Genomic DNA, 22023 nt, shown 5'->3' on the forward strand with positions numbered 1-22023 from the left:
GTAGGAACTCTACAGGGGGGAGGAGTACTCGTAGTGTTGGGTTGGGGCGGGGACCCGGCCCCGGGGGGGGGGGGCGCGCCGCCGCTGCTGGGGCTCCGCCCCAGACCCCGCGCCTCAAACTCCCCCAGACTCCGTCCGGGGGGGACCCCTGGCGAGGCTGAAAGATCGGGGCCGCGAGGGCGGGGGCCGCGCCGGGGTCAGAGCAGTTCGAGGAGGCCGCCCAGGGTGAGGACGAGTCCGCACAGGGCCATCACCGCGGCCAGGAAACGATTGACCTGGGCGGACATGACCCGCCGCGGCGGGCCCAGATCTCCCCGGGCCTGCATCGCGAGCTCGGCGTTGGCGGCTGCCCAGCGCTCGATCGAGGCGGCAGACCCCCGGACGTTCAGTGCGACCCAGCCGCCCTCGAGGAGAACCGCGGGTCCGGCGGTCAGAAGAACGGCGGCCAAGCTCAATAGGTGCTCCCGGGAGGTGTGATGATCGGCCGCAGGCTAGGGGGTGTCTTGTCGATCAGGCCGGATCAGGGAGCGGCGTCTGGTGCCGTGCATCGCAAGGCGGAGGAGGGAGTCCATGCGGAGCATCGACGACTGAGGACAACGCCGCGAGGTGCGGTGCCAGACGCCGCGAGCCCGGCATGATCGGCAAGACACCCCCTAGCAGGCGTCAGGCGGGTTTCCGCAGGCCGGGGCGGGTCTGGGTGAGGGCGGCGCCGGCCAGGACGATCGCGGCGCCGACCGGGGTGTTCCAGTGGAGCTGCTCGCCGAGGACGAGGACGCCCGCCGTGGTGGCGATGACCGGGATGAAGTAGGTGACCATCTGGGCGGTGGTCGGCCCGACCTCCGCCACCAGCCCGTACTGCATCTGCAGGGCCATGCCCGTGCCCAGGGCACCCAGCGCGATCACCGACAGGGTCGGCCAGAGCGGGAACGAGGCCGGCGCCGACGTGAACAGGGCGCTGACCAGCGTGAGCTGGAGGGTGGAGACCATGAGCTGGCCACCGGTCAGAGCCACCGGCGACCCCGGGGTGCCGGCCAGCGTGCGGCGGACGTAGATCCAGCCGATGGGGTAGCAGAGCGAGGCCAGCAGGGCGAAGGCCGTGCCCTTGGCGTCGACTCCGGAGAAGCCCTGCCAGGCGCCGAGGACGGTGAGGACGCCGAGGAAGCCCAGACCCAGCCCCGCGAAGCGGCGGCGTGTCGGGCGGTCCTCGGACAGGGCGACCAGCGACAGCGCCATGCCCCACAGCGGAGAGGTGGCGTTGCAGATGCCGGCCAGGCTGGAGGGGATGCTCAACTCCGCGTACGCGAAGAGGGAGAAGGGGGCGGTGTTGAGCAGGAGCGCCGCCACGCTGAGGTGGCCCCAGGTGCGCAGCCCCCGGGGGAGCGGCTCGCGGCGGACCAGCAGCACCGCGAGAAGGGCGAGCGCGCCGAACAGGACCCGGCCCAGGGCTACCTGGAAGGGCGCGTACGCCTCCGTGCCGACCTTGATCAGGAGGAAGCTGAAGCCCCAGACGACGGAGAGGACGGCGAACCGGACGCGCCAGTCGAGGAGGCGGCCCCGCCGGGCGGCGGTGGTGGTGACCGTCGCGGAGGCCGCGGAGCCAGCGGAGGCGGTCGGGAGGGCTGGCGAGGAGGCCGGCGAGGAGGCCGGCGAGGAGGCTGGCGACGGGGCCGTGGGTGCGCTCATGGTCTTTACTTTGCTGGTATCAACTTCGTAGGACAAGCGAGATTTCCTCAGGGTGACGGCGTAGCATTGCTTACATGTTGAACCTGGAGCGCCTGCGCACCCTCGACGCCCTCGCCCGCCACGGCTCGGTCAGCGGCGCGGCCGACGGACTCCACGTCACCACCTCCGCCGTCTCCCAGCAGATGGCCAAGCTGGAGCGCGAGGTCGGCCAGCCGCTGCTGGCCAGGAACGGGCGCGGGGTCCGGCTCACCGACGCCGGGCGGCTCCTCGCCGATCACGCGGCCCGGATCATCTCCCAGGTGGAGCTGGCCCAGGCCGATGTCGAGGCCCAACGGGGATGCGCGGTGGGGGAGTTGCGGATCGGCGCCTTCCCGACCGCCATGCGGGGGCTGCTGCCCCAGGCCCTGTCCGCGCTGCGCGCCGGGCATCCGGAGCTGCGGACCCGGGTGCGCGAGCAGGAGCCCGAGGAGAGCATGGCCGCCGTCGTGCGCGGGGACCTCGACCTCGCCCTGGCGATCGACTGGCACAACAAGCGGATGCCCGTGCCCGCCGAACTGACCCGGACCCACCTGCTGGACGACTCCGTCGACATCGCGGTCCCGGCCGGTCACCGGCTGGCCGACCGGGACGGGATCTCCCTCGCCGAACTCGCCGACGACGACTGGATCTCCTGGAACGAGGGGCAGTTCTGCCACGAGTGGCTGGTCTTCACTCTGCGCGGTACGGGCATCGAGCCGCGCATCGCCCACATCGCCGAGGAGCACCACACCCAGCTGGCCTTCGTGGAAGCCGGACTCGGCGTGTGCGTGGCGCCGAAGCTGGGCCGCGGCCCGGTGCCGCCGGGGGTACGGCTGCTGCCGGTCCGTGACGCCGTACGCCGCCACGTGTACGCCGTCTGGCGCGCGGACGCCGACCGGCGGCCGAGCATCCGGGCAGCGGTCGACGCCCTGCGGCAGGCGGCCCAAGGGTTTCGGTGACACCGCTCAGAGCTTGCGGAAGTCCCAGGAGACGATCGACTCCGGGGTCAGGCGGATCCATGCGTGCCGCCCGTCGTGCGGCATCTCCTCGATGCCGAAGTTCTTGACCGGGAAGATCCGCTCGGCCTCCGCCAGTTCGGGGCACGGCTCGCCCGTGCGCGGAGCCTCGCCCACGAAGACGGCGCTGCCGGACAGCTCCACGCCGCGCAGTTCGTCGTACGACTCGCCCGAGTCCACGACCACCGAGATCCGCGGGTCCTTGCGCAGGTCGGACCAGCGACGGCTGCGCGTGATCGAGTACAGCCACAAGGAACTGCCGTCCCACGCGAACCACAGGGCGCCCACGTGCGGGCGCCCGTCGGGGGAGACCGTCGCCACCCGGCAGGTCTTCTGTTCGCGCAGGAAGGCGTCCACTTCCGCGTCGCTCATCATGATGCGGCGGCCCCGCCGCTGTGTCCGAGTCTCGTCCATCCGTCCCGCGCCCCTTCACAACTGACTGTGTGTCAGGAATCATGCGGGCTCTTGCGCCGTCACGCCAGGGGGAGCCATGCCGGATCTCGATCCCGTCACCACCGCGCTGCTCACCGTCGAGTGCCAGAACGGTGTCGTGGGCGAGGAGAGCGCGCTGCCCGATCTCGCCAAGGAGGCCCGGGACTCCGGGATGCTGGCGCGGGTGGCCGCGCTGGTCGACGCCGCGCGCGGGGCAGGCGTACAGGTGCTGCACGCGGTGGCCGAGCGGCGGCCGGACGGACGCGGGGCGAACAGCAACGCACGACTGTTCCGGGCTGCGGGGAAGCTGCCCGTACGCCAGCTGACCGGGAGCCGGGCGGTGGAGGTCGCCGCACCCATCGTCGTGGACGAGCGGGACCTGGTGGTGCGCCGGCTGCACGGGCTGTCGCCGATGGCCGGCACCGATCTGGACGCCCTGCTGCGCAATCTCGGCATCCGCACCCTCGTCGTCACCGGGGTCTCCTCCAACATCGCCATCCCGAACACCGTCTTCGACGCCGTGAACCTCGGGTACGAGGTCGTGGTCCCGGCCGATGCCATCGCCGGGGTGCCCGCCTCCTGCACCGCCGAGGTGATCCGCAACTCCCTCGCGCTGGTCGCGGTGATCACCACGGCCGAAGAGCTCCTTGACCAGTGGGCTCCGGGGGCCTGACCCCCGTACCGGGGCGGATGCCGTGGCGGCGGGTCCCGTTTCGCCCGCTTTTGAGAGGGAAGCCGCTCCAGGGGGTCTCGTCGAGACCTAAGGACACGGACATGACCCAGCACACACCGGACGACCCGCGGCGGGACAGGTCCGCGCGGGCCCGTGACAGCGAGGAACCGGGAGCCGGCTCCGGCTCCGAAAGCCAGGCGCGAGAGCGCGTCGTGCCCGGTACGGCAAGTGCCCGAGAGGGCTACCACCAGGCGGGCACCGGCAGCGGGGAGCCCCTGAAGGGTGTCGAGGCGGCCGGCTCCAAGGACGAGGCCGAAGCCGACGGCGGGCCAGGGAGAGAAGGAGCGCCCGATGAGTGAGAACCAGATGGGGGACGACGCGTACCAGCCCACCGGAACCAACGAGGAGCAGGAGGACGCGGCGCCCCTGGACCTCCAGAACGCCGTGGACGAGCGCACCTACGACGACATGCTGGACGAGGGCTACTCCCCTCCGGAGAAGCCGCTCGGGGTCACCAAACACGGGACCACGGCCGAGGAGCAGCGGGCCGGCGAGACCCTGGACGAGAGGCTGTCCCAGGAGGTCCCGGATGTGACGGAGCCCGAGGGGGACGGTCTGGGAGACCTGCCGGGCGGTGCGGGAGAGCCGTTCGACCCCGAGGCGGGTACCGACCGCGCCGGGCGCCTGACGGCTCCGGACGAGGGGGCCCGCACCGATACGACGAAGGAGCTCATCGCCCGAGACGAGGGCGTCGACGCCGGGGCCGCGAGCGCGGAGGAAGCGGCCATGCACGTCGTGGAAGGCGGTCTTCCCGAGGAGCCGGGCGAGCGGTGAGAGGCGAGAGCGGTCCGGGAGGTGAGGGCCCGCTGCGACACCACTCAGGACTCAGGGGGCGAAGAGGACCTTGACGGCGCCGTCACGCTTCTTCTGGAACATCTCGTAAGCCCGAGGCGCCTCGTCCAGCGGAAGCCGGTGGGTGGCGAAGTCCTCGACGCCCAACGGGTCGCCGTCGGTCACGAGCGGCAGCAGATCGTCCACCCAACGCCATACGTTCGCCTGTCCCATGCGCAGCTGTATCTGCTTGTCGAACATGGTCAGGAGGGGCATCGGGTCGGCCATGCCCCCGTAGACGCCGGAGAGGGAGATGGTGCCGCCCCGGCGCACCAGGTCGATCGCCAGGTGCAGAGCGGACAGGCAGTCCACGCCGAAGCGCTGCATCATGCGAGCCGCGAGCGCGTCCGGCAGCATGGTGGTCATCTGCTGCGCGCCCTTGGCCACGGGTGCGCCATGCGCTTCCATGCCCACGGCGTCGATCACCGAGTCCGGGCCGCGGCCGTCGGTCAGTTCCCGCACCGCTTCGACGAGGCCCTTGCCGTGGGCCGTGAGGTCCAGGGTGTGAACGCCGTGGGCGGCGGCGCGGTTCAGCCGGTCCTGTACGAGGTCGATGCCGATGACCAGGCCGGCTCCCCGGTGCGCGGCGATGCGGGTCGCCATGTCCCCGATGGGTCCCAGGCCCAGTACGGCGACGCTCCCGCCGTCCGGCACGGCGGCGTACTCGACCGCCTGCCAGGCGGTGGGCAGGACGTCCGACAGGTACACGAAGCGGTCGTCCGGCCCCTCGGCGGGCACGGGGATCGGCAGGGTGTTGCCGAACGGCACGCGCAGGTACTCGGCCTGGCCGCCGGGAACCTGTCCGTACAGCTTGGTGTAACCGAAGAGCGAGGCGCCGCTGCCGTATTCGCGCACCTGCGTCGTCTCGCATTGGGACTGGAGCCCCAGGCCGCACATGTGGCAGGTGCCGCAGGAGACGTTGAAGGGCACCACGACCCGGTCTCCGGGACGCACCCTGCTCACTTCGGGTCCCACCTCCTCGACGATGCCCATCGGCTCGTGGCCGAGGATGTCTCCCTCTGCGAGGAACGGCCCGAGCACCTCGTAGAGGTGCAGATCTGAACCGCACAGCCCGGTGGTGGTGATCTTCACGATCACGTCCGTGTCGTCCTTGATCGTGGGGTCGGGAACGGTATCCACGCGTACATCGCGCTTGCCGTGCCAGGTCAGGGCTCGCATCACGCCTCCTCAGGTGCCTCACCGAGCTGACCGGCGGTCCGCGCCTGCTCCTGAGCCGTCCGCGCTACCGCGGCCTGCTCGCTCCGGTCTCTCCGGTCTCTCCGGTCCGAGTCATCGAAGGCACTCAAAGCTCCTCCAAGTGAATCAAAGCGGTGGTTGTCGTGTTATGTCACGGCGCATACCCCTCGTCCGGCCCGGCACTCCGAGGGCTCCGCCGGCCGTCACCAGGGGATGCGGGCGCAGATGGTCTTGCCGCCGTTCGGCGCCGGCTCCACGTGAAGGCTCGTGGTGAGGTGATTCACCAAGGTCCATCCCCAGCCGCCGGTGCCCTCGTGGTCGGGCCGGCGCGGGCGGGGCGGGTCGGGGCTCGTGTCGGTGACGCGGATCTCGATGTCGTCGCGGACGAGGGCGAGGTGCAGGGTGCACGGTCCGTCGGTGTGGCGGATGGCGTTGCCCACGAGTTCGCTGACGACCAGGAGGACGACGTCGGCGGACTCGGTGTGGACGGGCAGCCGTTCCTGGGCCGCGAGGGAGAGGAAGGTGCGGGTGGCGGCGCGTGCCGCCGCGGCCGCCTCCTCGACGTGGGGCAGCCGTTGATCAAGTACAGGCGGATCCATGGGTGCTCTCTCCCTTCCGCCTCCAAGGCGTGCTGCTGCCCTGCGCCTGCCCCTGTCCGGGGGCGGGATGCGCCCGGGGGCGACGAGAGTGGAGCCAAACAAAGTTTCGAATAAAGTGTCGGGTGCAGGGCTTCTCCGGGAAGCCCCCGGGAGCGGGAGACTGACACGGTGCCCTCGGCAGACGAACTACTCAGCGCGGAGACCACCGCCGCGCTCGCCCTGTTCCTGACGCGAGCCGCCGGCGGAATCGCGGCGCGGGAGACCGAGGCGTGCGGCGCCGCTCTGGACGGGCTGAGCTTCACGGAACGGACCGCCCTCATCCGGGACGCGGTCCTCGCCGACCTGCCCGCGGACTATCCCGCCTTCGCGGACGTGGTGCGCGCCGCTCTGCGCGAGAGCGGCTTCACCGGCTGGATGACCTTCCCCGTCGCCGAGGCCGTCGCCGTACGGGGCCTGGCCGCCTTCGAACCCGCGCTCGCCCTGCTGGCGGCCCTCACCCCCCGCCTGACCTCGGAGATTGCCGTACGCCCCTTCCTGCGCGCCGACCTGGACCGCGCGCTCGCGGTCATGGAGCCCTGGACCGTCCACCCCGACCCGCACGTCCGGCGGCTGGCCAGCGAGGGCACGAGGCCACGCCTGCCCTGGGCGCCCCGGCTGCCGGAGCTCATCGCGGACCCGACGTCCGTACTGCCCCTGCTCGACGCCCTTTACCGCGACGACTCCGAGTACGTACGCAAGTCCGTGGCCAACCACCTCAACGACATCAGCCGCGACCACCCGGACACCGCGGTCGCCGTCGCGGCGCGGTGGCTGGGCGATCCGGCAGCGACGACCGCCCGGGTGGTCCGGCACGGCCTACGGACCCTGATCAAATCCGGCCACCCCGAGGCGCTGACGCTGCTCGGCCATTCCCCCGCCGCTCCCGTCGTGGTCGAGGGCCCGCTCGTCCGCACCTCGGAGATCCGGGTCGGCGACCATCTGGAGTTCGACTACGCCGTGACCAACACGGACGACCGCGCGGCTCACCTCGTCGTCGACTACGTCATCCTCCACATGAAGGCCAACGGCACCCACACGCCCAAGGTCTTCAAACTCACCACGCGGTCCCTCGCCCCCGGCGAGACGTGGCGTGCGACGCGCAGACACTCCTTCAAGCCGATCAGCACGCGGCGCTACCACCCGGGAATCCACCGGGTGCAGCTCCAGGTGAACGGCCGATCCCGCGGCGAGGCGGAGTTCCTGCTGCACTACTGAGAACGCCGCGGGCAGGGGCTCGGCCACCCCACCCCCGGTTCATTCGCGGCAATACCTGACGGATAGGGTCGAGGCGGACCGCGCCGGCCGAACCCGGAACAGGCGCAAGTTCGAGCACCCTGTCGATCACAGTGCTCCTCGCCCCGACCCGCCTCTCGTTGCGCCCTGCCGGCCCCTGCCCACGGCCGCCCCTGTCCCGGAAAACTCCCTGTCCCCATGAGCACCGACGCCGCGCTGCGCCCCCAGCCCGCGCCCAGGGCCCCCTCGCCCGCCGGGCCGTCCCCCGAACCGCCGACCGAACCGCCGACCGAACCGCCGACCGAACCGACCATCCGCCGGACCGCGGTCGGCCGGCCCCCGGCCCGTCCCACCCCCGCGGCCGCCTTCCACAGCGTCAGCGCCGCGACCGCCGTCCTGCTCGGACTCGTCGCGATCGGTGCGGTCCTCCACGAGCCGGTGCTGATACCACCCCTGGCCGCCAGCGCCGCCCTGGTGCACAGCGCCCCCACTTTGCCCCTGGCCCAGCCGCGCAGCGTCGTCGTCGGCCACCTCCTCGGCGCTGCCGTCGGCTACGCCGTCCTGGCCGCCGCGGGTAGCAGCGCGTGGGCCGCGGCCGTGGCGGCCGGGGTCACCCTGGCGCTGATGATGGCCGCCCGGACCCCGCACTCACCCGCGTGCGCGACCGCCGTCGTCATCGTGCTCCAGACCCCGGCCCCGTCCCGGTTCGTCCCGCTGCTGCTCGGCGCCGCGGTCCTCCTCGTGCTGACCGGTTACGCCGCCTCCCGCATCCGCCGCAAGGCACCGAGGTACCCCGCCTACTGGTGGTAGCGCCCCTGCGGAGGAGGCGGCGGTCAGCCGATCGGCTGCCGGGACTCGGCACGCACCTTGAGGGTGGTCTCGGCGACCTTGGCGAGGTCGACGGCCCCGGGCTTGCGCTGCGCGACCTCCGGGCTGAAGACGCCGACCGAGGCGCCGGTGTTCTCGTCCGCCCAGGCGCACATCGGCAGGGTGCTCTCCACACCGCCCCGCCGCACGGTCAGCACCTGACACGACAGGGTGATGTCGGAACCGGCGGGCGTGATGTCCCTGGCGGGCACCGCCAGGGTCGCCCCTTCGGCGTCCGCCGCGCCGCCCAGCATCTTCTTCCGGGCACCCTCGGGGTCCTTGAACTGTCCGTACATCCCCGAGACGACCAGGGCGCTCGACCCCTTCGGAGAGTCGGAGGTGTACTGGCCGACGACCGGCTTCGGATTGCGGATCTTCGAGTCGTAGCTGCCCTTCAGGGCTTCCTTGCCCTCGGTGTCCGACAGGTCTTGGGACAGCTCGTACGTGCCGTCCAGCAGGGTCTTGGGAACGGTGAGCCGGTACCGGGCCTCGGGGAAGCCGGCTCCGCTCGCCACGGAACCGGCCTCCCTCAGCAGGTTCACGCCGAAACCGAGGGCGCCGAGCGCCACCAGCGAGCCCGCGACGATCCCGATCACCATGCCCGTCCGGTTCTTGCGCGGCGGACCCATCGGGGGCGGGCCCCACCCTCCTTGACCGGGGAACGGCTGCGGCGGGTAGGGCTGCCCCGGGTAGGGCTGCTGGTGGGAGGGCTGCGGGGCGTACTGCTGCCCACCGTACGGACTCGGGGGCTGCGGGGGCACGTACGGGCCGGGGGGATGCGGGGACGGCGGCATGCTCATGCCCGAACGCTACTTCAGCCCGCCAGAGCGACGCGGCTTCCGCCCGTCCCGGTCGGCGCCGGCCTGATCGACAAGACACCCCCTAGCCTCGGTCCCGAAGGGCTCACACCAGCACCCGGAGGACAGCGTCATGGTCTCGATGCCGCAGAAGATCACCACGTTCCTGATGTTCGAGGGCAGGGCGGAGGAAGCCATGACCTTCTACACCTCGCTGTTCGAGGACTCCGAGGTCGTCGACATCAGCCGCTACGGCGCCGAAGGCCCGGGCGAGGAGGGCACGGTCCTGCACGCCACGTTCTCACTCGCCGGACAGCGGTTCATGTGCATCGACAGCTACGTCAAGCACGAGTTCGGCTTCACCCCGGCGGTGTCGCTCTTCGTCCAATGCGACACCGAGGCCGAGTTGGACCGCCTCTACGGAGCCCTCGCCGACCAGGGCACGGAGCTGATGCCCTTGGGCTCGTACGGCTTCAGCGCCAAGTTCGGCTGGGTCAACGACCGCTTCGGCGTCTCCTGGCAGCTGAACCTCGCTGAGTGAGAGTCCCGGCGCGCGTGCCCGCGCGGCTAACCGACCTGGGGGCGGACGCGTACTCCTTGAGCCGTACGGTCTGCCCCCGGACCACTTCCGGTGCGTTCGCGGCGATCATGTCGAGCACCTCCTGGCTCGGGGTGCCCATGAAGAACCGCTCGGCCCCTTCCCGCCGGCGCCAGAGATGAGGGCGCTGAGGGAGTGTCATGCCCGAGCAGCCGCCCTCGCCCGGATCACCGCCGAGATCCGACGCCGGATCGACGCAGGCGAACTACGCCCCGGGGAACGGTCCCCTCCACCCGCCAGATCGCCGCGCGCTGGGGCGTGGCGATCGCGACGGCCACCAAGGCGCTGAGTGCGCTGCGCCAGGAGGGGGCGGTACGCGCTGTGCCGGGTGTGGGCACGGTGGTCAGCCCATCGTCGGCATCCCTGCGGCCCGTGCGGCCCGCACCGGTGCGGCCCGCACCCGTGCGCCCCGGCAAGTCCGGCCGGCGGCTGCCCGCACCGTCGGGGCGGACGCACCCGACGAAGACGTCCGCGCCGGCATCGTGCGCGCCGCGATCCGGATCTCCGACGCCGAGGGGCTGACCGCGCTCACCATGAAGCGCATCGCCACCGAGCGCGACGTGCCCACCATGTCGCTCTACCGGCACGTGCGGAACAAGGAGGCACTCGTCGCCCTCATGGCCGACGCCGCCTTCGCGGACGAGCCGCTGCCCGAGCCGCATGACGACTGGCGCGCGCAACTGGAGCCCTGCGCCCGGACCCAGTGGAGGCTCTACAGGGCCCATCCGTGGCTCGCCCGGACCATGAGCCTCAGCCGGCCGGTGCTGGCCCCCCACGCCATGCTGCACATCGAAAGGGCCATCACCTTGTTCGGCTACGTGCGCGGCAGCGCCGCCGACCTCGAGGCAGAGGAACAGGCCAACCGGGACACCGGCATGAGCGGTGAGGAGTGGCAGCGGTACGGGGGATTCACCGGGCCCGTCGGTCATCGACCTCGACGGCCAGAGCCGGCCATGACCTCGCCCGTCGCGCCAACTCGCCTGCCGGAAGACCGCTCACCTCCCGCAGGTACTCGTTCGGACGGAAGTGGACGGTCGTCCCGGTCGTGCCGTCGTCGGGGACCGGTTCCAGACCGGTCACGGGAACGCCGCGCTCGTAGCGCTGAGTCCACGCTCCGTTCGCGCGGCGGTTCGTATGGACGAGCCAGTCGCTGAGTGCCGCGACGACGGACATGCCACGACGCGGATGACCGTCGGGAAGCCGTTGCGTCTCGGGGAAGTCGAAGAACCGAAGGTCTTTCGTGGCCATGACCGGCTTCTTCACGGGCCGCCCGTCGTCGTCCAGTCGGGTGTCCGTCCCTCGCCCGTCATCCGCGACGGACAGCGAACCGTCGGGGTGGAGCGTGATGACACAGCGCGATCCGTTGTTGCACTCCGCCTCGTCGGCCGCATAGGCGACGACCTCCAGGACGAGGTGCTGAGAACCGCCGGGAGCGAACAGGACGGGATCCCGTCGAACGCCCTCCAGGTGGTCCAGATCCACGACGCCGGCCCAGTCGTGCGTCGTGTTACGCCAAGAAGCCCTTGATATGTCCACCTGTGAAGTATCCACCCGGCGGTGATCACCACGGCTGACGATAAACCTTTGATGGTGAAGCCCGATCGCCCGTTAGCCTGGCGAAATGCTCACAGAAGTGATCGCGACCCGCTACGTCACGCCCCTGCGCGAGGGCGGCTCGCTCCCGGGGATCGTCGAGGCCGACGACCTCGGTACGTACGTCATGAAGTTCACCGGAGCCGGCCAGGGCCGCAAGACCCTGGTCGCCGAGGTCATCTGCGGCCGCCTGGCCCAGCGGCTGGGGCTGCGGGTCCCGCGGCTGGTGCAGATGCAGCTCGACCCCGTCATCGGGCTCGGCGAGCCCGACCAGGAGGTCCAGGAGCTGCTCAAGGCCAGTGGCGGGCTCAACCTCGGCATGGACTACCTGCCCGGCTCGATCGGCTTCGACCCGCTCGCGTACCAGGTGGACCCGGTCGAGGCGGGGCGCGTGGTCTGGTTCGACGCCCTCATCAACAACGTCGACCGGTCCTGGCGCAACCCGAACATGCTGGTCTGGCACGGGGACCTCTGGCTCATCGACCACGGCGCCACCATGATCTGGCACCACAACTGGCCCACCGCCGAGGCCGCCGCCGCCAAGCCCTACAACGCCTCGGACCACGTACTGGCCCCCGTGGGCCCGGACATCGACGGCGCGGCCGCCGCACTCGCGCCGCTGGTCACCGAGGAGCTGCTCACGGAAGTCGCGGCCGACGTCCCCGACGAGTGGCTGGTCGACGAGCCGGGGTTCGACTCCACCGACGCGCTGCGCCGCGCCTATGTGGAGGCGCTGCTGCCGCGCGCGGCCACGATCCACGAGAGGATCTCGCTGGAGGCCGAGGCGAAGACGCCGGCCGGACCTCCCGGGTGGCTCACCGACCACCTGCCCGAATGGCCCCACAAGACCCACCGGAAGAAGAGCGACAGCGAGTGACCAAGCGGGACGTGTTCGAGTACGCGCTGGTGCGTGTGGTGCCCCGGATGGAACGCGGCGAGTGTTTCAACGCCGGCGTGATCGTCTACTGCCGGGCGCATTCCTACGTCGCCGCGCGCACCCACCTCGACGAGGCCAAGCTCCTCGCACTGGACCCGGCGGCCGACGTGGCCGGCGTACGGGCCGCGCTGCGCGGGGTCGAGGGTGTGTGCGCGGGCGGAGAGTCCGCCGGGCAGGCGGCGGGTGACGACGCCGGGCGGAGGTTCCGGTGGCTGATCGCCCCGCGCAGCACGGTGGTGCAGCCGGGGCCGGTGCACACCGGCCTGACGGCCGATCCGGAGGCGGAGGTGGAGCGGCTCCTGGACCTCCTGGTCCGGTAGCCCGCCCCGCCGGGGCTGGAGGTGCGCCTCAAACGCCGGCGGGGCTGACGGTGCGCCCGTTGACACCGGGTGCCAGGGCTCCTAGCGTCTCCTCAGCTGAAGCTACTAAGCGGTTGCTCACCTCTGGGCGGCCGCCTCTCAAGGGCGAGGAGATCCAGCATGTCCACCACCGAGCAGCGCGTCGCGATCGTGACCGGGGCGGCCCGGGGCATCGGCGCGGCCACCGCCGTACGCCTGGCCGCCGAGGGCCGGGCCGTCGCCGTACTCGACCTCGACGAGGCGGCCTGCAAGGACACCGTGGGGGCGATCACGGCGGCCGGCGGCAAGGCCCTGGCGGTCGGCTGTGACGTTTCCGACGGCGCGCAGGTGGAGGCGGCCGTCGAGCGCGTCGCGCGCGAGCTCGGCGCTCCGACCATCCTGGTCAACAACGCCGGTGTGCTGCGCGACAACCTGCTCTTCAAGATGAGCGAGACCGACTGGGACACGGTCATGAACGTGCACCTGCGCGGCGCCTTCCTGATGTCCAAGGCCTGTCAGAAGTACATGGTGGAGGCCACGTTCGGCCGCATCGTGAACCTTTCCAGCAGCTCGGCGCTCGGCAACCGAGGACAGGCCAACTACTCCGCCGCCAAGGCCGGCCTGCAGGGCTTCACCAAGACCCTGGCCATCGAGCTCGGCAAGTTCGGCGTCACCGCCAACGCCGTCGCCCCCGGTTTCATCGTCACCGAGATGACCGCCCAGACGGCCGCCCGCGTCGGCATGGGCTTCGAGGAGTTCCAGGCGGCGGCCGCCACCCAGATCCCCGTCCAGCGCGTCGGCCGCCCGGACGACATCGCGGGCGCCATCGCCTTCTTCACGGGCGAGGACGCAGGCTTCGTCTCCGGCCAGGTCCTGTACGTGGCCGGCGGCCCCCTCAACTGACGCGTTTTCGAGAGGCAGGGCGCACGTCATGACGTACAACGGTATCGACAGCGGCAAGGTCGCGCTGATCACCGGGGCGAGCCGGGGCATCGGATACGGCATCGCCGAGGCGCTGGTCGCCCGCGGCGACCGGCTCTGCATCACCGGGCGCAACGAGGAGGCCCTCAAGGAGGCCGTCGAGCGGCTCGGCGCCGACCGGGTGATCGGGGTCGCCGGCAAGGCGCACGACGAGGCCCACCAGGCCGTCGCCGTCGAGCGGACGATGGAGGCCTTCGGCCGCGTCGACTTCCTGGTGAACAACGCGGGCACCAATCCGGTCTTCGGGCCGATCGCGGACCTGGACCTCGGGGTCGCGCGCAAGGTCTTCGAGACCAATGTGATCTCGGCGCTCGGCTTCGCCCAGCGCACCTGGCACGCCTGGCAGAAGGACAACGGCGGCGCGATCGTGAACATCGCCTCCATCGCCGGTGTCTCCGCCTCGCCCTTCATCGGCGCGTACGGGATGAGCAAGGCCGCCATGGTCAATCTCACCCTCCAGCTCGCCCACGAGATGGCGCCCGGCGTCCGCGTCAACGCGATCGCCCCCGCGGTGGTCAAGACGAAGTTCGCGCAGGCGCTCTACGAGGGCCGGGAGCAGGAGGCGGCGGCCGCCTATCCGCTCGGCCGGCTCGGGCTCCCGGAGGACATCGGAGGGGCCACGGCGTTCCTCACATCTGCACAAGCGGAATGGATCACGGGTCAGACTCTGGTCGTTGACGGTGGGATGTTCCTCAATGCCGGCGTGCATTGACCGATAATCGGACACATTTGCCTCTGAAAGGGAGGCAAATGTGTATCGAATATGCACGGAACCGGTCAAGTGCCTCACGAAACCACCCCATTGGATTCGTGGGGCACTGCGGTAGGGTCTGCCGCACCCCTGGCTGATCGAGGAGCGTGCACGTGTTCAACCGGACCAGATGCCTGCAGATCTCTGCGGCCCTTGCGTCCATATCCCTGCTCGCCGGATGCGGCCTGCTGTCGGAGGACGGCGGCGACGATGTGAAGAGGATCGTCGTCGGTACCACGAGCGCACCGAGCACCCTCGATCCCGCGGCGGCATGGGACGGCTCCTGGGAGCTGTACCGGAACGTCTACCAGACGCTTCTGGCCTTCCCCACGGGCTCCACCAAGCCCCAGCCGGACGCTGCCCAGAGCTGCGAGTTCACGGACGCGGCGAATGAGTCGTACCGGTGCACCCTGCGCAAGGGCCTGAAGTTCTCCAACGGCGAGGCGCTCGATTCCAAGGCCGTCAAGCACTCCCTGGACCGGATCCGGACCATCGGGTCCAAGGTCGGCCCCAAGGACCTCTTCGGCACGCTCGACAAGATCGAGACCCCGGACGCCCTGACGGTCGTCTTCCACCTGAAGACCCCCGACGCCACCTTCCCGTACATCCTCGGATCCCCCGCGGCCTCGCTGGTCGCGCCCAAGGAGTACCCCGCCGACAAGGTGCGGGAGGGCGACAAGATCATCGGCTCCGGCCCGTACGTGCTCGACTCGTACAAGGAGGGCGGCGAAGCCGTCCTCGGCCGCAACGAGAGCTACACGGGCTTCGCTAACCGCCGTAACAACGGCGTGACCATCCGCTACTTCGCGGACTCCTCGAAGATGGTCGCGGCCCTGAAGTCCAAGGAGATCGACGCGACCTACCGAGGCCTGTCGGCCCCGGAGATCACGGACCTGCGGACCCCCGCGGCGCAGGCGCTGGGCGTCCAGGTCGTCGAGAACGTCGGCGCCGAGATCCGCTACCTGGTCTTCAACCCCAAGGACCCCGCGGTCAACAAGCTCGCGGTCCGCCAGGCCATCGCCCAGACCATCGACCGCGGGACGCTCGTCTCCAAGGTCTACCAGGGCACCGCGGAGCCGCTGTACTCGATGGTCCCCAAGGGGGTCGTCGGCCACAAGACGCCCTACTACGACAAGTACGGCGCCGCGAACGTCGACAAGGCCAGGAAGATACTCAAGGACGCCGGGATCACCCAGCCGGTCGACCTGACCTTCTGGTACACCACCGACCGGTACGGCTCCTCCACCGCCGACGAGTTCACCGAGCTCAAGCGGCAGCTGGACGAGAGCAAGCTCTTCCAGATCACCCTGCGCAGCCAGCCCTGGAAGGCCTTCCAGGAGGGCTACAAGAGCGGCGAGTACCCGGTCTTCGGCCGCGGCTGGTTCCCCGACTTCCCGGACCCGGACAACTTCATCGCGCCGTTCGTCGGCCAGGAGAACGCGGTCGGCACCCCGTACTTGGCCACCGAGATCCTGACCGAGCTGCTGCCCAAGTCCCGCCGCGAGGGTGACCGCTCGGCCGGAGTCCAGCAGTTCGAGAAGGCGCAGCAGATCTTCGCCGAGGACGTCCGGCTGCTGCCCCTGTGGCAGGGCAAACTGCACGTCGCCGCGCGCGAGGACATCGCGGGCGCCGAGCGGGCGCTGGACCCGCAGACCGCCATGCAGATGTGGGAGCTGTACCGCAAGACCAGCTGGTAGCGCCGGCGGTGCGGGCCGCCGCCACGGGCGGCCGACGCATTGTCAGTGGCCCCCGGTAGGTTCTGGAGCAGTTGCACGAACTTGTACCGGAGGTTTCACCGTGACCCAGATGCTGCCCGAGTCCTGGCTCCCCGTCCTCGGCGGGGAGCTGGACCAGCCCTACTTCAAAGAGCTCACCGAGTTCGTCGAGAAGGAGCGGGCGAACGGGCCGGTCTACCCGCCCCGGGAGCAGGTGTTCGCCGCCCTGGAGGCCACGCCCTTCGAGCAGGTGAAGGTGCTCGTCCTCGGCCAGGACCCCTACCACGGCGCCGGCCAGGGTCACGGCCTGTGCTTCTCCGTGCGGCCCGGCGTCAAGATCCCGCCCTCGCTGCGCAACATCTACAAGGAGATGAAGGAGGAGCTCGGCCTGCCGATCCCGGACAACGGGTACCTGATGCCGTGGGCCGAGCAGGGCGTCCTCCTGCTCAACGCGGTGCTCACCGTCCGGGAGGCCGAGCCCAACTCGCACAAGGGCAAGGGCTGGGAGAGGTTCACCGACGCCGTGATCCGCGCCGTGTCCGAGCGCCCCGACCCCGCCGTCTTCGTCCTGTGGGGCGCCTACGCGCAGAAGAAGATCCCGCTGATCGACGAGGAGCGGCACGTGATCGTCAAGGGCGCCCACCCCTCCCCGCTGTCCGCCAAGAAGTTCTTCGGATCCCGGCCCTTCACGCAGATCGACGAGGCCGTCGCCGCCCAGGGGCATGAGCCGATCGACTGGCGGATCCCGGACCTCGGCTGACGCCCCACCGCGCCTCGGCGCCATTGCCGGTACCTCCGGCTAGCTTCTTGATGATCAGACCGGAGCAGGTCTGGCAGAGCAAGCCGGAGGCCGCGTTGACCGAGCAGCAGGAGGCGTCGGAGGACGCCGTCATGACCCGGATCGGCCAGGCGGTCATCCTGCTGCACGCCGGGGACCGCGAGGAGGCCCGCAACCGGCTCGGCGAGCTCTGGTCGGAGATCGGCGAGGAGGGGGACTCCCTCCACCGCTGCACCCTCGCCCACTACATGGCCGACGCCCAGGACGATCCCGCCGACGAACTGGCCTGGGACCTGAGGGCCCTGAGCGCCGCCGACGCCCTGGGCGAAGCCGGTCCCGAGAGCGGGCCCCGGGACGGGCGCCCCGCCCGGCGGGAACCGCATCTGGCGATGCGCGTGTTCTACCCGTCCCTGCACCTCAGTCTGGCCGCCGACTACGTGAAACTGCAGCGCCCGGAGGCCGCCCGGATCCACCTGGCACGGGCCCGCGCGGCCACCGGGGCGCTGTCCGACGACGGCTACGGGAACGGCGTACGGGAGGCCATCGCACGGCTCGAACGGCGCCTCGCCACGGAACCCGGCGCCGGGCCCCGGCCGTTCCCCGAGCAGGCTCCCTAGGGTCCCGCGGCGCGCGACACCGCCCGGCGGCGGCGGTCAGCCCCCCTGTACGCCCGCGCAGATGCGGGCCTCCGGGCTGTCGGGGTGCCAGTGGCCGTGCCGGCGGCCCAGCGCGCACACGTCGGCCGGCCGCACCGGCAGCTTCCGCATCAGCTCACGCTCCACCTCGGCGTCGGGCCGAGGCCGCTGCGGGCGGCCGCCCGGACGCCCGGAGGCGGGCTCGGCGGCCCTCGGGGGCTCCGGGATGTCCGGGACGGGCGCCGCATCCTGTGCGGGCCCGTGGGAGGCGCCCTGAGCGGGGCGCTGGGCCGGCCGCCGGGCGGGCGCGGAGTCAGCGGCGTGCGCGGGCTGCTCCGGGGCCGCCTCCAGCGCCTCCAGGGCGGGTGCCCGGACGATCACAGGGGCGGCCCCCGGCCCGCCGCGCGGCTCGTGGCGGGGCGGTACCCCGGCGGCCGGGGCCCCCGCCGGCTGCACGGGTCCGGGACTCACCTGTACACAGCCGGAGACGGCCGAAACGGCACAGGCGACTCCGAGCAGCAGCGTTGTCGTGGTTCGGGTTGGATGCACCTGCGCAACTCTGCTGTGCGAGGACCCCGTTGCGAAAACCCGCAGCCGATATTCACCCCGCACGGGTGACGCGGACCCGCTAATCGCCGGTGGCGCCGTCGATCTGCTCGCGCAGCAGGTCCGCGTGGCCGTTGTGGCGCGCGTACTCCTCGATCATGTGGGTGTAGACCCAGCGCAGGCTGAACACCTCGCCGCGGTGGTGGCTCTCGGCCTGCGACCGCAGGTCCAGCGAACGGCCCGCGGCGGCCTGGCGGGCCAGTTCGACCTCGGTCTGCCACACCTGCTCGGTCTCGGCCCAGGTGGTCTTGTCGCCGAAGTGGAAGTCGCCGTCCATGTCCTCGCTCGTGCAGTACAGCTCGGGAAGGTCCTCGCCGAGCATGATCTCCCGGAACCAGTACCGCTCCACCTCCGCCATGTGCCGTACGAGGCCCAGCAGGCTCAACTCGGAGGGCGCGAGCGCGGCGCGGCGCAGCTGTTCGTCCTGGAGCCCCTCGCACTTCCAGGCAAGGGTGGCACGGTGGTAGTCGAGCCAGCCGTCCAGCATCTCCCGCTCGTCGGCGGTGGTGGCGGGTTCGTCGCGGTGTGATCCAGAACTGGTGGTCATGAGGGACATCCTCGGCGAACGAGCCGCCCGCCACCAGGGATTAAGCTGCGGAAATCCCACAAGGAACGAACCTGGAACGAACCTGGAGGCTCCCGGTGAAGGTCGGCTGCATCGGACTCGGCGACATCGCGCAGAAGGCGTACCTGCCCGTCCTCACCACCCGCCCGGGCGTCGAGCTGCACCTGCAGACCCGTACCCCCGCGACCCTGGAGCGGGTCGGCGAGATCTACCACGTCCCGGCCGCGCGCCGGCACACCGATCTCGACGCGCTGCTGGCCGAGGGACTCGACGCGGCCTTCGTGCACGCCCCGACCGCGGCCCACCCCGAGATCGTCACGCGGCTGCTGGAGGCCGGCGTGCCGACCTACGTGGACAAGCCGCTCGCCTACGAGTTCGCGGACTCGGCGCGACTGGTGGACCTGGCCGAGGAGCGCGGGAGCTCGCTCGCCGTCGGTTTCAACCGCCGCCACGCGCCGGGCTACGCGCAGTGCGCCGACCACCCGCGCGAGCTGATCATCATGCAGAAGAACCGGGTCGGGCTGCCCGAGGACCCGCGCACGCTGGTGCTGGACGACTTCATCCACGTCGTCGACACCCTGCGCTTCCTGCTCCCCGGCGAGGCCGACCACGTCGACGTCCGGGCCGTGGTGCGCGAGGGGCTGATGCACCAGGTGGTGCTCCAGATGTCCGGCGCCGGTTTCACCGCGCTCGGCATCATGAACCGCCTGTCCGGCTCGACCGAGGAGATCCTGGAAGTGTCCGGCCGGGACACCAAGCGGCAGGTCGTCAATCTCGCGGAGATCATCGACCACAAGGGCCAGCCGACCGTGCGGCGCCGCGGGGACTGGGTCTCCGTCGCCCGCCAGCGCGGCATCGAGCAGGTCGTGGACCACTTCCTGGAGGCCGTCACGGTGGGCAGGACGCTCAGCGCCCGGGACGCGCTGCTCACCCACGAGTTGTGCGAGCGGGTGGTGAACTCCGCTCTGGAGCAGGCCTCCTGAGCGAACGGGCGCCGGCCGACGCGCAGTACACCGTCAGAGCGGCGAGGGCCGCGGCCACCGGCCAGTCCCCGACGCGGACGTAGAAGGTCGTGCCCCGGGCGAGCGGGACCTCGTACACCGCCGCCGTACTCGCGGAGGTGGGCAGGGCGGCGCCGATCCGCTCACCGGACGCGCCGTGCACGACGCTGACGCCCGTAAGGGTGGCGTGCACCATGGGGCGGCCGTTCTCGGCCGCGCGCAGGGCGGCCAGCGAGGCGTGCTGGGCCGGGGCCCAGCTCTCCTGGAAGGTGGAGGTCGCCGACTGGGCGATGAGCAGGGAGGCCCCGTCGAGGGTGAGGCGCCGGCTCATGTCCGGGAAGGCCGACTCGAAGCAGACCAGGGGGCCGATGCGGACGCCGGTCCGCCCGTCCGGCCGCCCGGGCAGGTCCATGACCACCGGAGTGTCGCCGCGCACCCGGTCCTCGCCCGCCGCCTTGCCGACCGAGGTGGCCCAGCCGAACAGCGCCCGGACCGGGACGTACTCACCGAAGGGGACGAGCCGCATCTTGTCGTACCGGTCGCCCGTGAGTCCCTCGGGGCCCACGAGCACCGCACTCTTCTGGATCCCGGGACGGTCCGCCCGCCGCGCGTCCACGTTCACCAGCAGCGGGGCCCCGACCTCCGCCGACAGCGAAGCCAGCCGCCGGGCCAGATCCGGGCGGGCCGTCAGATCCGCGCCGACACTGCTCTCGCCCCACACCACGAGGTCGACCCGCTGCCCGGCCAGCGGGCGCGTCAGCCGCTCACCGGCGGCGAACCGCCGGTCCGCACTGTCCGGGCCGTCCGCCACCTGGCCCGGCTGTACGACCGCCACCCGCAGACCGCCCGACGCCGGGGGCCCCGCGGCCCACCCCCACGCCACCCCCGTGAGCACGGCGCACCCCGCCAGGCCCGCCACCGCCGGGATCCGCGCCCCCGGCGCCGCGATCAGCAGCACCACGGCGCAGTTCACCGCCACCAGCAGCAGGCTCACCAGCCACACCCCGCCCACCGAAGCCAGCCGCAGTGCGGGCGACACCTGCCACTGGCTCGCCCCCAGCAGCCCCCACGGCCCGCCCAGCCCCTGCCAGGACCGGACCAGCTCGGACAACAGCCAGCCCGCCGGTACGAGGACCAGCGCGGACAGCGCCCGGCCCGCCGGCGGGACCCCGCCGAGCAACTCCCGCACCAGGAGTGCCCAGGGGATCCAGAGCAGCCCCACCAGCGCCGCCACCGGGATCAGGAACACGTGCAGGCTGGGCAGCAGCCAGTGGTGGACGGCCAGGATGAAGCCGGCGCCCCCGAGCCAGCCCTCCAGGGCCGCCCGCCGCGCCCTGGGGGCCGACCTCAGCAGCAGCATCCAGGGCACGAGGGCGACGTAGGCGAACCACCAGAGCGCGGGGGCGGGGAAGGCGAGGGCGGGCAGCGCCCCGGCGGCGACCGCGGCGGGCGCACGCCACCGAGGGACCGACCGATTCCGCATCGAGACCATGGCGCGCCTCCGCTTCCAGTGTGGCAGTGCCGGACGACCGGGCCGGACCGGGCCGCGTGCGGCAGGGACAGGCTGGGACAGGCAGGGCAGGACAGGCTCAGGCTGACATGTGCCGCCACTTCTCGTGCACGGTGACGCGGGTGAGCCGCCAGCCGTCACGGGTGCGGGCCAGGGTGAAGGCGTAGCGGCCGGCGGCGACGAAGTTGGGGGAGGTGACCGTACCGTCGGACCGCGGCCCTTCCAGCCGCATCGGATTGAGGAAGTCCGCCCGCACCTCGGCGCTGTCGCCGGGTGAACCGGCCAGGTCCTCGATCCGGATCAACCGGTTGACGATCAGGTGCTGGCGCACGGGGAACAGCTTCATGGTCTCCGCGAGCCAGTCCGCGACCTCTCCCACCGGCCCCTCGATCCCGCCCGCCGAGCTGTAGTCGGCCCTCCCGTCGGCGGTGAACAGGGCGCGGTAGGCCGCCCAGTCGCCGTCGTCGACGGCCACCGCGTAGCCCGTGACCACCTCGTCGATCGCCAGCCGGTCCATTACCGTCGCCAGGTCCACACGCTGCGTCATCGGGTCAGTGTGGGGCTGCGCGG

Annotated in this window: 27 protein-coding genes and 1 pseudogene; 17 read left to right on the top strand and 11 right to left on the bottom strand. The window is 71.5% G+C overall.

Features of this window, described 5'->3' with window-relative positions; translation table 11 throughout:
• Positions 1–197: 197 nt before the first annotated feature.
• A complete protein-coding gene (locus tag ACZ4TV_RS30250; RefSeq protein ID WP_468138308.1) occupies positions 198–449 on the bottom strand; it encodes a hypothetical protein in 252 nt (83 codons plus the stop codon).
• A gap of 214 nt (positions 450–663) precedes the next feature.
• On the bottom strand, positions 664–1683 hold the full coding sequence (locus ACZ4TV_RS30255; RefSeq protein ID WP_468138309.1) for a DMT family transporter: 1020 nt from the start codon (positions 1681–1683) through the stop codon (positions 664–666).
• Positions 1684–1757: 74 nt separating this feature from the next.
• On the opposite strand from ACZ4TV_RS30255, the gene ACZ4TV_RS30260 reads away from it, so the two are divergent.
• Positions 1758–2660 carry a LysR family transcriptional regulator gene (locus tag ACZ4TV_RS30260; protein ID WP_468138310.1) on the top strand — a complete coding sequence of 301 codons (903 nt, stop codon included), beginning with the start codon at positions 1758–1760 and terminating at the stop codon, positions 2658–2660.
• A 6-nt stretch (positions 2661–2666) separates the two neighbouring features.
• Here ACZ4TV_RS30260 and ACZ4TV_RS30265 read toward each other — a convergent pair whose 3' ends face one another.
• Positions 2667–3131: a pyridoxamine 5'-phosphate oxidase family protein gene (locus ACZ4TV_RS30265; RefSeq protein WP_468138311.1), complete on the bottom strand. Its 465-nt coding sequence runs from the start codon at positions 3129–3131 to the stop codon at positions 2667–2669.
• A 76-nt stretch (positions 3132–3207) separates the two neighbouring features.
• On the opposite strand from ACZ4TV_RS30265, the gene ACZ4TV_RS30270 reads away from it, so the two are divergent.
• The 3 genes from ACZ4TV_RS30270 (at position 3208) to ACZ4TV_RS30280 (ending at position 4656) form a co-directional block, all read left to right on the top strand.
• Positions 3208–3822, top strand: coding sequence for a cysteine hydrolase family protein (locus ACZ4TV_RS30270; protein ID WP_468138312.1), 615 nt, complete (start codon positions 3208–3210; stop codon positions 3820–3822).
• A gap of 101 nt (positions 3823–3923) precedes the next feature.
• A complete protein-coding gene (locus tag ACZ4TV_RS30275; RefSeq protein WP_468138313.1) occupies positions 3924–4181 on the top strand; it encodes a hypothetical protein in 258 nt (85 codons plus the stop codon).
• Positions 4174–4656, top strand: a complete 483-nt coding sequence (locus ACZ4TV_RS30280) for a DUF5709 domain-containing protein (protein ID WP_468138314.1) — start codon at positions 4174–4176, stop codon at positions 4654–4656. Before ACZ4TV_RS30275 ends, ACZ4TV_RS30280 begins: the two co-directional genes overlap by 8 nt.
• 51 nt (positions 4657–4707) lie before the next feature.
• On the opposite strand, the gene ACZ4TV_RS30285 is transcribed toward ACZ4TV_RS30280, so the two are convergent.
• Both ACZ4TV_RS30285 and ACZ4TV_RS30290 read right to left on the bottom strand, forming a co-directional pair.
• Positions 4708–5892 (bottom strand): zinc-dependent alcohol dehydrogenase, encoded by a 1185-nt coding sequence (locus ACZ4TV_RS30285; RefSeq protein WP_468138316.1) that lies wholly within the window; start codon positions 5890–5892, stop codon positions 4708–4710.
• A 221-nt stretch (positions 5893–6113) separates the two neighbouring features.
• The gene (locus ACZ4TV_RS30290) at positions 6114–6509 is read right to left on the bottom strand and encodes an ATP-binding protein (RefSeq protein ID WP_468138317.1); all 396 of its coding nucleotides are present in this window, start codon (positions 6507–6509) and stop codon (positions 6114–6116) included.
• 168 nt (positions 6510–6677) lie between these two features.
• On the opposite strand from ACZ4TV_RS30290, the gene ACZ4TV_RS30295 reads away from it, so the two are divergent.
• A complete protein-coding gene (locus ACZ4TV_RS30295) occupies positions 6678–7763 on the top strand; it encodes a DNA alkylation repair protein (protein ID WP_468138318.1) in 1086 nt (361 codons plus the stop codon).
• Between the two features lie 216 nt (positions 7764–7979).
• Positions 7980–8591 (top strand): HPP family protein, encoded by a 612-nt coding sequence (locus tag ACZ4TV_RS30300; RefSeq protein ID WP_468138319.1) that lies wholly within the window; start codon positions 7980–7982, stop codon positions 8589–8591.
• Positions 8592–8614: 23 nt separating this feature from the next.
• On the opposite strand, the gene ACZ4TV_RS30305 is transcribed toward ACZ4TV_RS30300, so the two are convergent.
• Complete coding sequence (locus ACZ4TV_RS30305) at positions 8615–9448, bottom strand: hypothetical protein (RefSeq protein ID WP_468138320.1); 834 nt, start codon at positions 9446–9448, stop codon at positions 8615–8617.
• 130 nt (positions 9449–9578) lie between these two features.
• Here ACZ4TV_RS30305 and ACZ4TV_RS30310 point away from each other — a divergent pair, with 130 nt between their 5' ends.
• The 3 genes and pseudogenes from ACZ4TV_RS30310 to ACZ4TV_RS30320 form a co-directional block, all read left to right on the top strand.
• A complete protein-coding gene (locus ACZ4TV_RS30310; protein WP_468138321.1) occupies positions 9579–9986 on the top strand; it encodes a VOC family protein in 408 nt (135 codons plus the stop codon).
• Between the two features lie 315 nt (positions 9987–10301).
• Positions 10302–10565, top strand: coding sequence for a hypothetical protein (locus tag ACZ4TV_RS30315; protein WP_468138322.1), 264 nt, complete (start codon positions 10302–10304; stop codon positions 10563–10565).
• Between the two features lie 11 nt (positions 10566–10576).
• Positions 10577–10795, top strand: a pseudogene (locus tag ACZ4TV_RS30320) (GntR family transcriptional regulator); the annotation flags it as partial.
• Between the two features lie 157 nt (positions 10796–10952).
• Here ACZ4TV_RS30320 and ACZ4TV_RS30325 read toward each other — a convergent pair.
• Positions 10953–11579, bottom strand: coding sequence for an ATP-binding protein (locus ACZ4TV_RS30325; protein ID WP_468138323.1), 627 nt, complete (start codon positions 11577–11579; stop codon positions 10953–10955).
• 85 nt (positions 11580–11664) lie between these two features.
• Here ACZ4TV_RS30325 and ACZ4TV_RS30330 point away from each other — a divergent pair, with 85 nt between their 5' ends.
• The 7 genes from ACZ4TV_RS30330 (at position 11665) to ACZ4TV_RS30360 (ending at position 17753) form a co-directional block, all read left to right on the top strand.
• Entirely contained in the window at positions 11665–12513 is an 849-nt protein-coding gene (locus ACZ4TV_RS30330; protein WP_468138324.1) for a HipA family kinase, read from the top strand.
• Positions 12510–12893, top strand: coding sequence for a DUF3037 domain-containing protein (locus ACZ4TV_RS30335; RefSeq protein ID WP_468138325.1), 384 nt, complete (start codon positions 12510–12512; stop codon positions 12891–12893). Before ACZ4TV_RS30330 ends, ACZ4TV_RS30335 begins: the two co-directional genes overlap by 4 nt.
• A gap of 159 nt (positions 12894–13052) precedes the next feature.
• Entirely contained in the window at positions 13053–13814 is a 762-nt protein-coding gene (gene fabG, locus ACZ4TV_RS30340) for a 3-oxoacyl-ACP reductase FabG (RefSeq protein WP_468138326.1), read from the top strand.
• 28 nt (positions 13815–13842) lie between these two features.
• Positions 13843–14604, top strand: coding sequence for an SDR family oxidoreductase (locus tag ACZ4TV_RS30345; RefSeq protein WP_468138327.1), 762 nt, complete (start codon positions 13843–13845; stop codon positions 14602–14604).
• A gap of 152 nt (positions 14605–14756) precedes the next feature.
• Positions 14757–16340: an ABC transporter substrate-binding protein gene (locus tag ACZ4TV_RS30350; protein WP_468138329.1), complete on the top strand. Its 1584-nt coding sequence runs from the start codon at positions 14757–14759 to the stop codon at positions 16338–16340.
• Between the two features lie 109 nt (positions 16341–16449).
• Positions 16450–17118, top strand: a complete 669-nt coding sequence (locus tag ACZ4TV_RS30355) for a uracil-DNA glycosylase (protein ID WP_468138406.1) — start codon at positions 16450–16452, stop codon at positions 17116–17118.
• Between the two features lie 95 nt (positions 17119–17213).
• Positions 17214–17753, top strand: coding sequence for a hypothetical protein (locus tag ACZ4TV_RS30360; protein WP_468138407.1), 540 nt, complete (start codon positions 17214–17216; stop codon positions 17751–17753).
• 36 nt (positions 17754–17789) lie between these two features.
• Here the strand turns inward: ACZ4TV_RS30360 and ACZ4TV_RS30365 are convergent, their stop codons facing one another.
• Both ACZ4TV_RS30365 and ACZ4TV_RS30370 read right to left on the bottom strand, forming a co-directional pair.
• Positions 17790–18227: a hypothetical protein gene (locus tag ACZ4TV_RS30365; RefSeq protein WP_468138331.1), complete on the bottom strand. Its 438-nt coding sequence runs from the start codon at positions 18225–18227 to the stop codon at positions 17790–17792.
• Positions 18228–18399: 172 nt separating this feature from the next.
• On the bottom strand, positions 18400–18924 hold the full coding sequence (locus tag ACZ4TV_RS30370; RefSeq protein WP_468138332.1) for a DinB family protein: 525 nt from the start codon (positions 18922–18924) through the stop codon (positions 18400–18402).
• 95 nt (positions 18925–19019) lie between these two features.
• Here ACZ4TV_RS30370 and ACZ4TV_RS30375 point away from each other — a divergent pair, with 95 nt between their 5' ends.
• Positions 19020–19925 carry a Gfo/Idh/MocA family protein gene (locus ACZ4TV_RS30375; RefSeq protein ID WP_468138333.1) on the top strand — a complete coding sequence of 302 codons (906 nt, stop codon included), beginning with the start codon at positions 19020–19022 and terminating at the stop codon, positions 19923–19925.
• Here the strand turns inward: ACZ4TV_RS30375 and lnt are convergent.
• Positions 19870–21426, bottom strand: a complete 1557-nt coding sequence (lnt, locus tag ACZ4TV_RS30380; protein ID WP_468138335.1) for an apolipoprotein N-acyltransferase — start codon at positions 21424–21426, stop codon at positions 19870–19872. The two genes, ACZ4TV_RS30375 and lnt, sit on opposite strands and share 56 nt — an antisense overlap.
• A 106-nt stretch (positions 21427–21532) precedes the next feature.
• Positions 21533–22000, bottom strand: coding sequence for a nuclear transport factor 2 family protein (locus tag ACZ4TV_RS30385; RefSeq protein ID WP_468138336.1), 468 nt, complete (start codon positions 21998–22000; stop codon positions 21533–21535).
• Positions 22001–22023: the final 23 nt, after the last annotated feature.

The sequence above is a fragment of the Streptomyces sp. NPDC028910 genome (assembly GCF_055564955.1).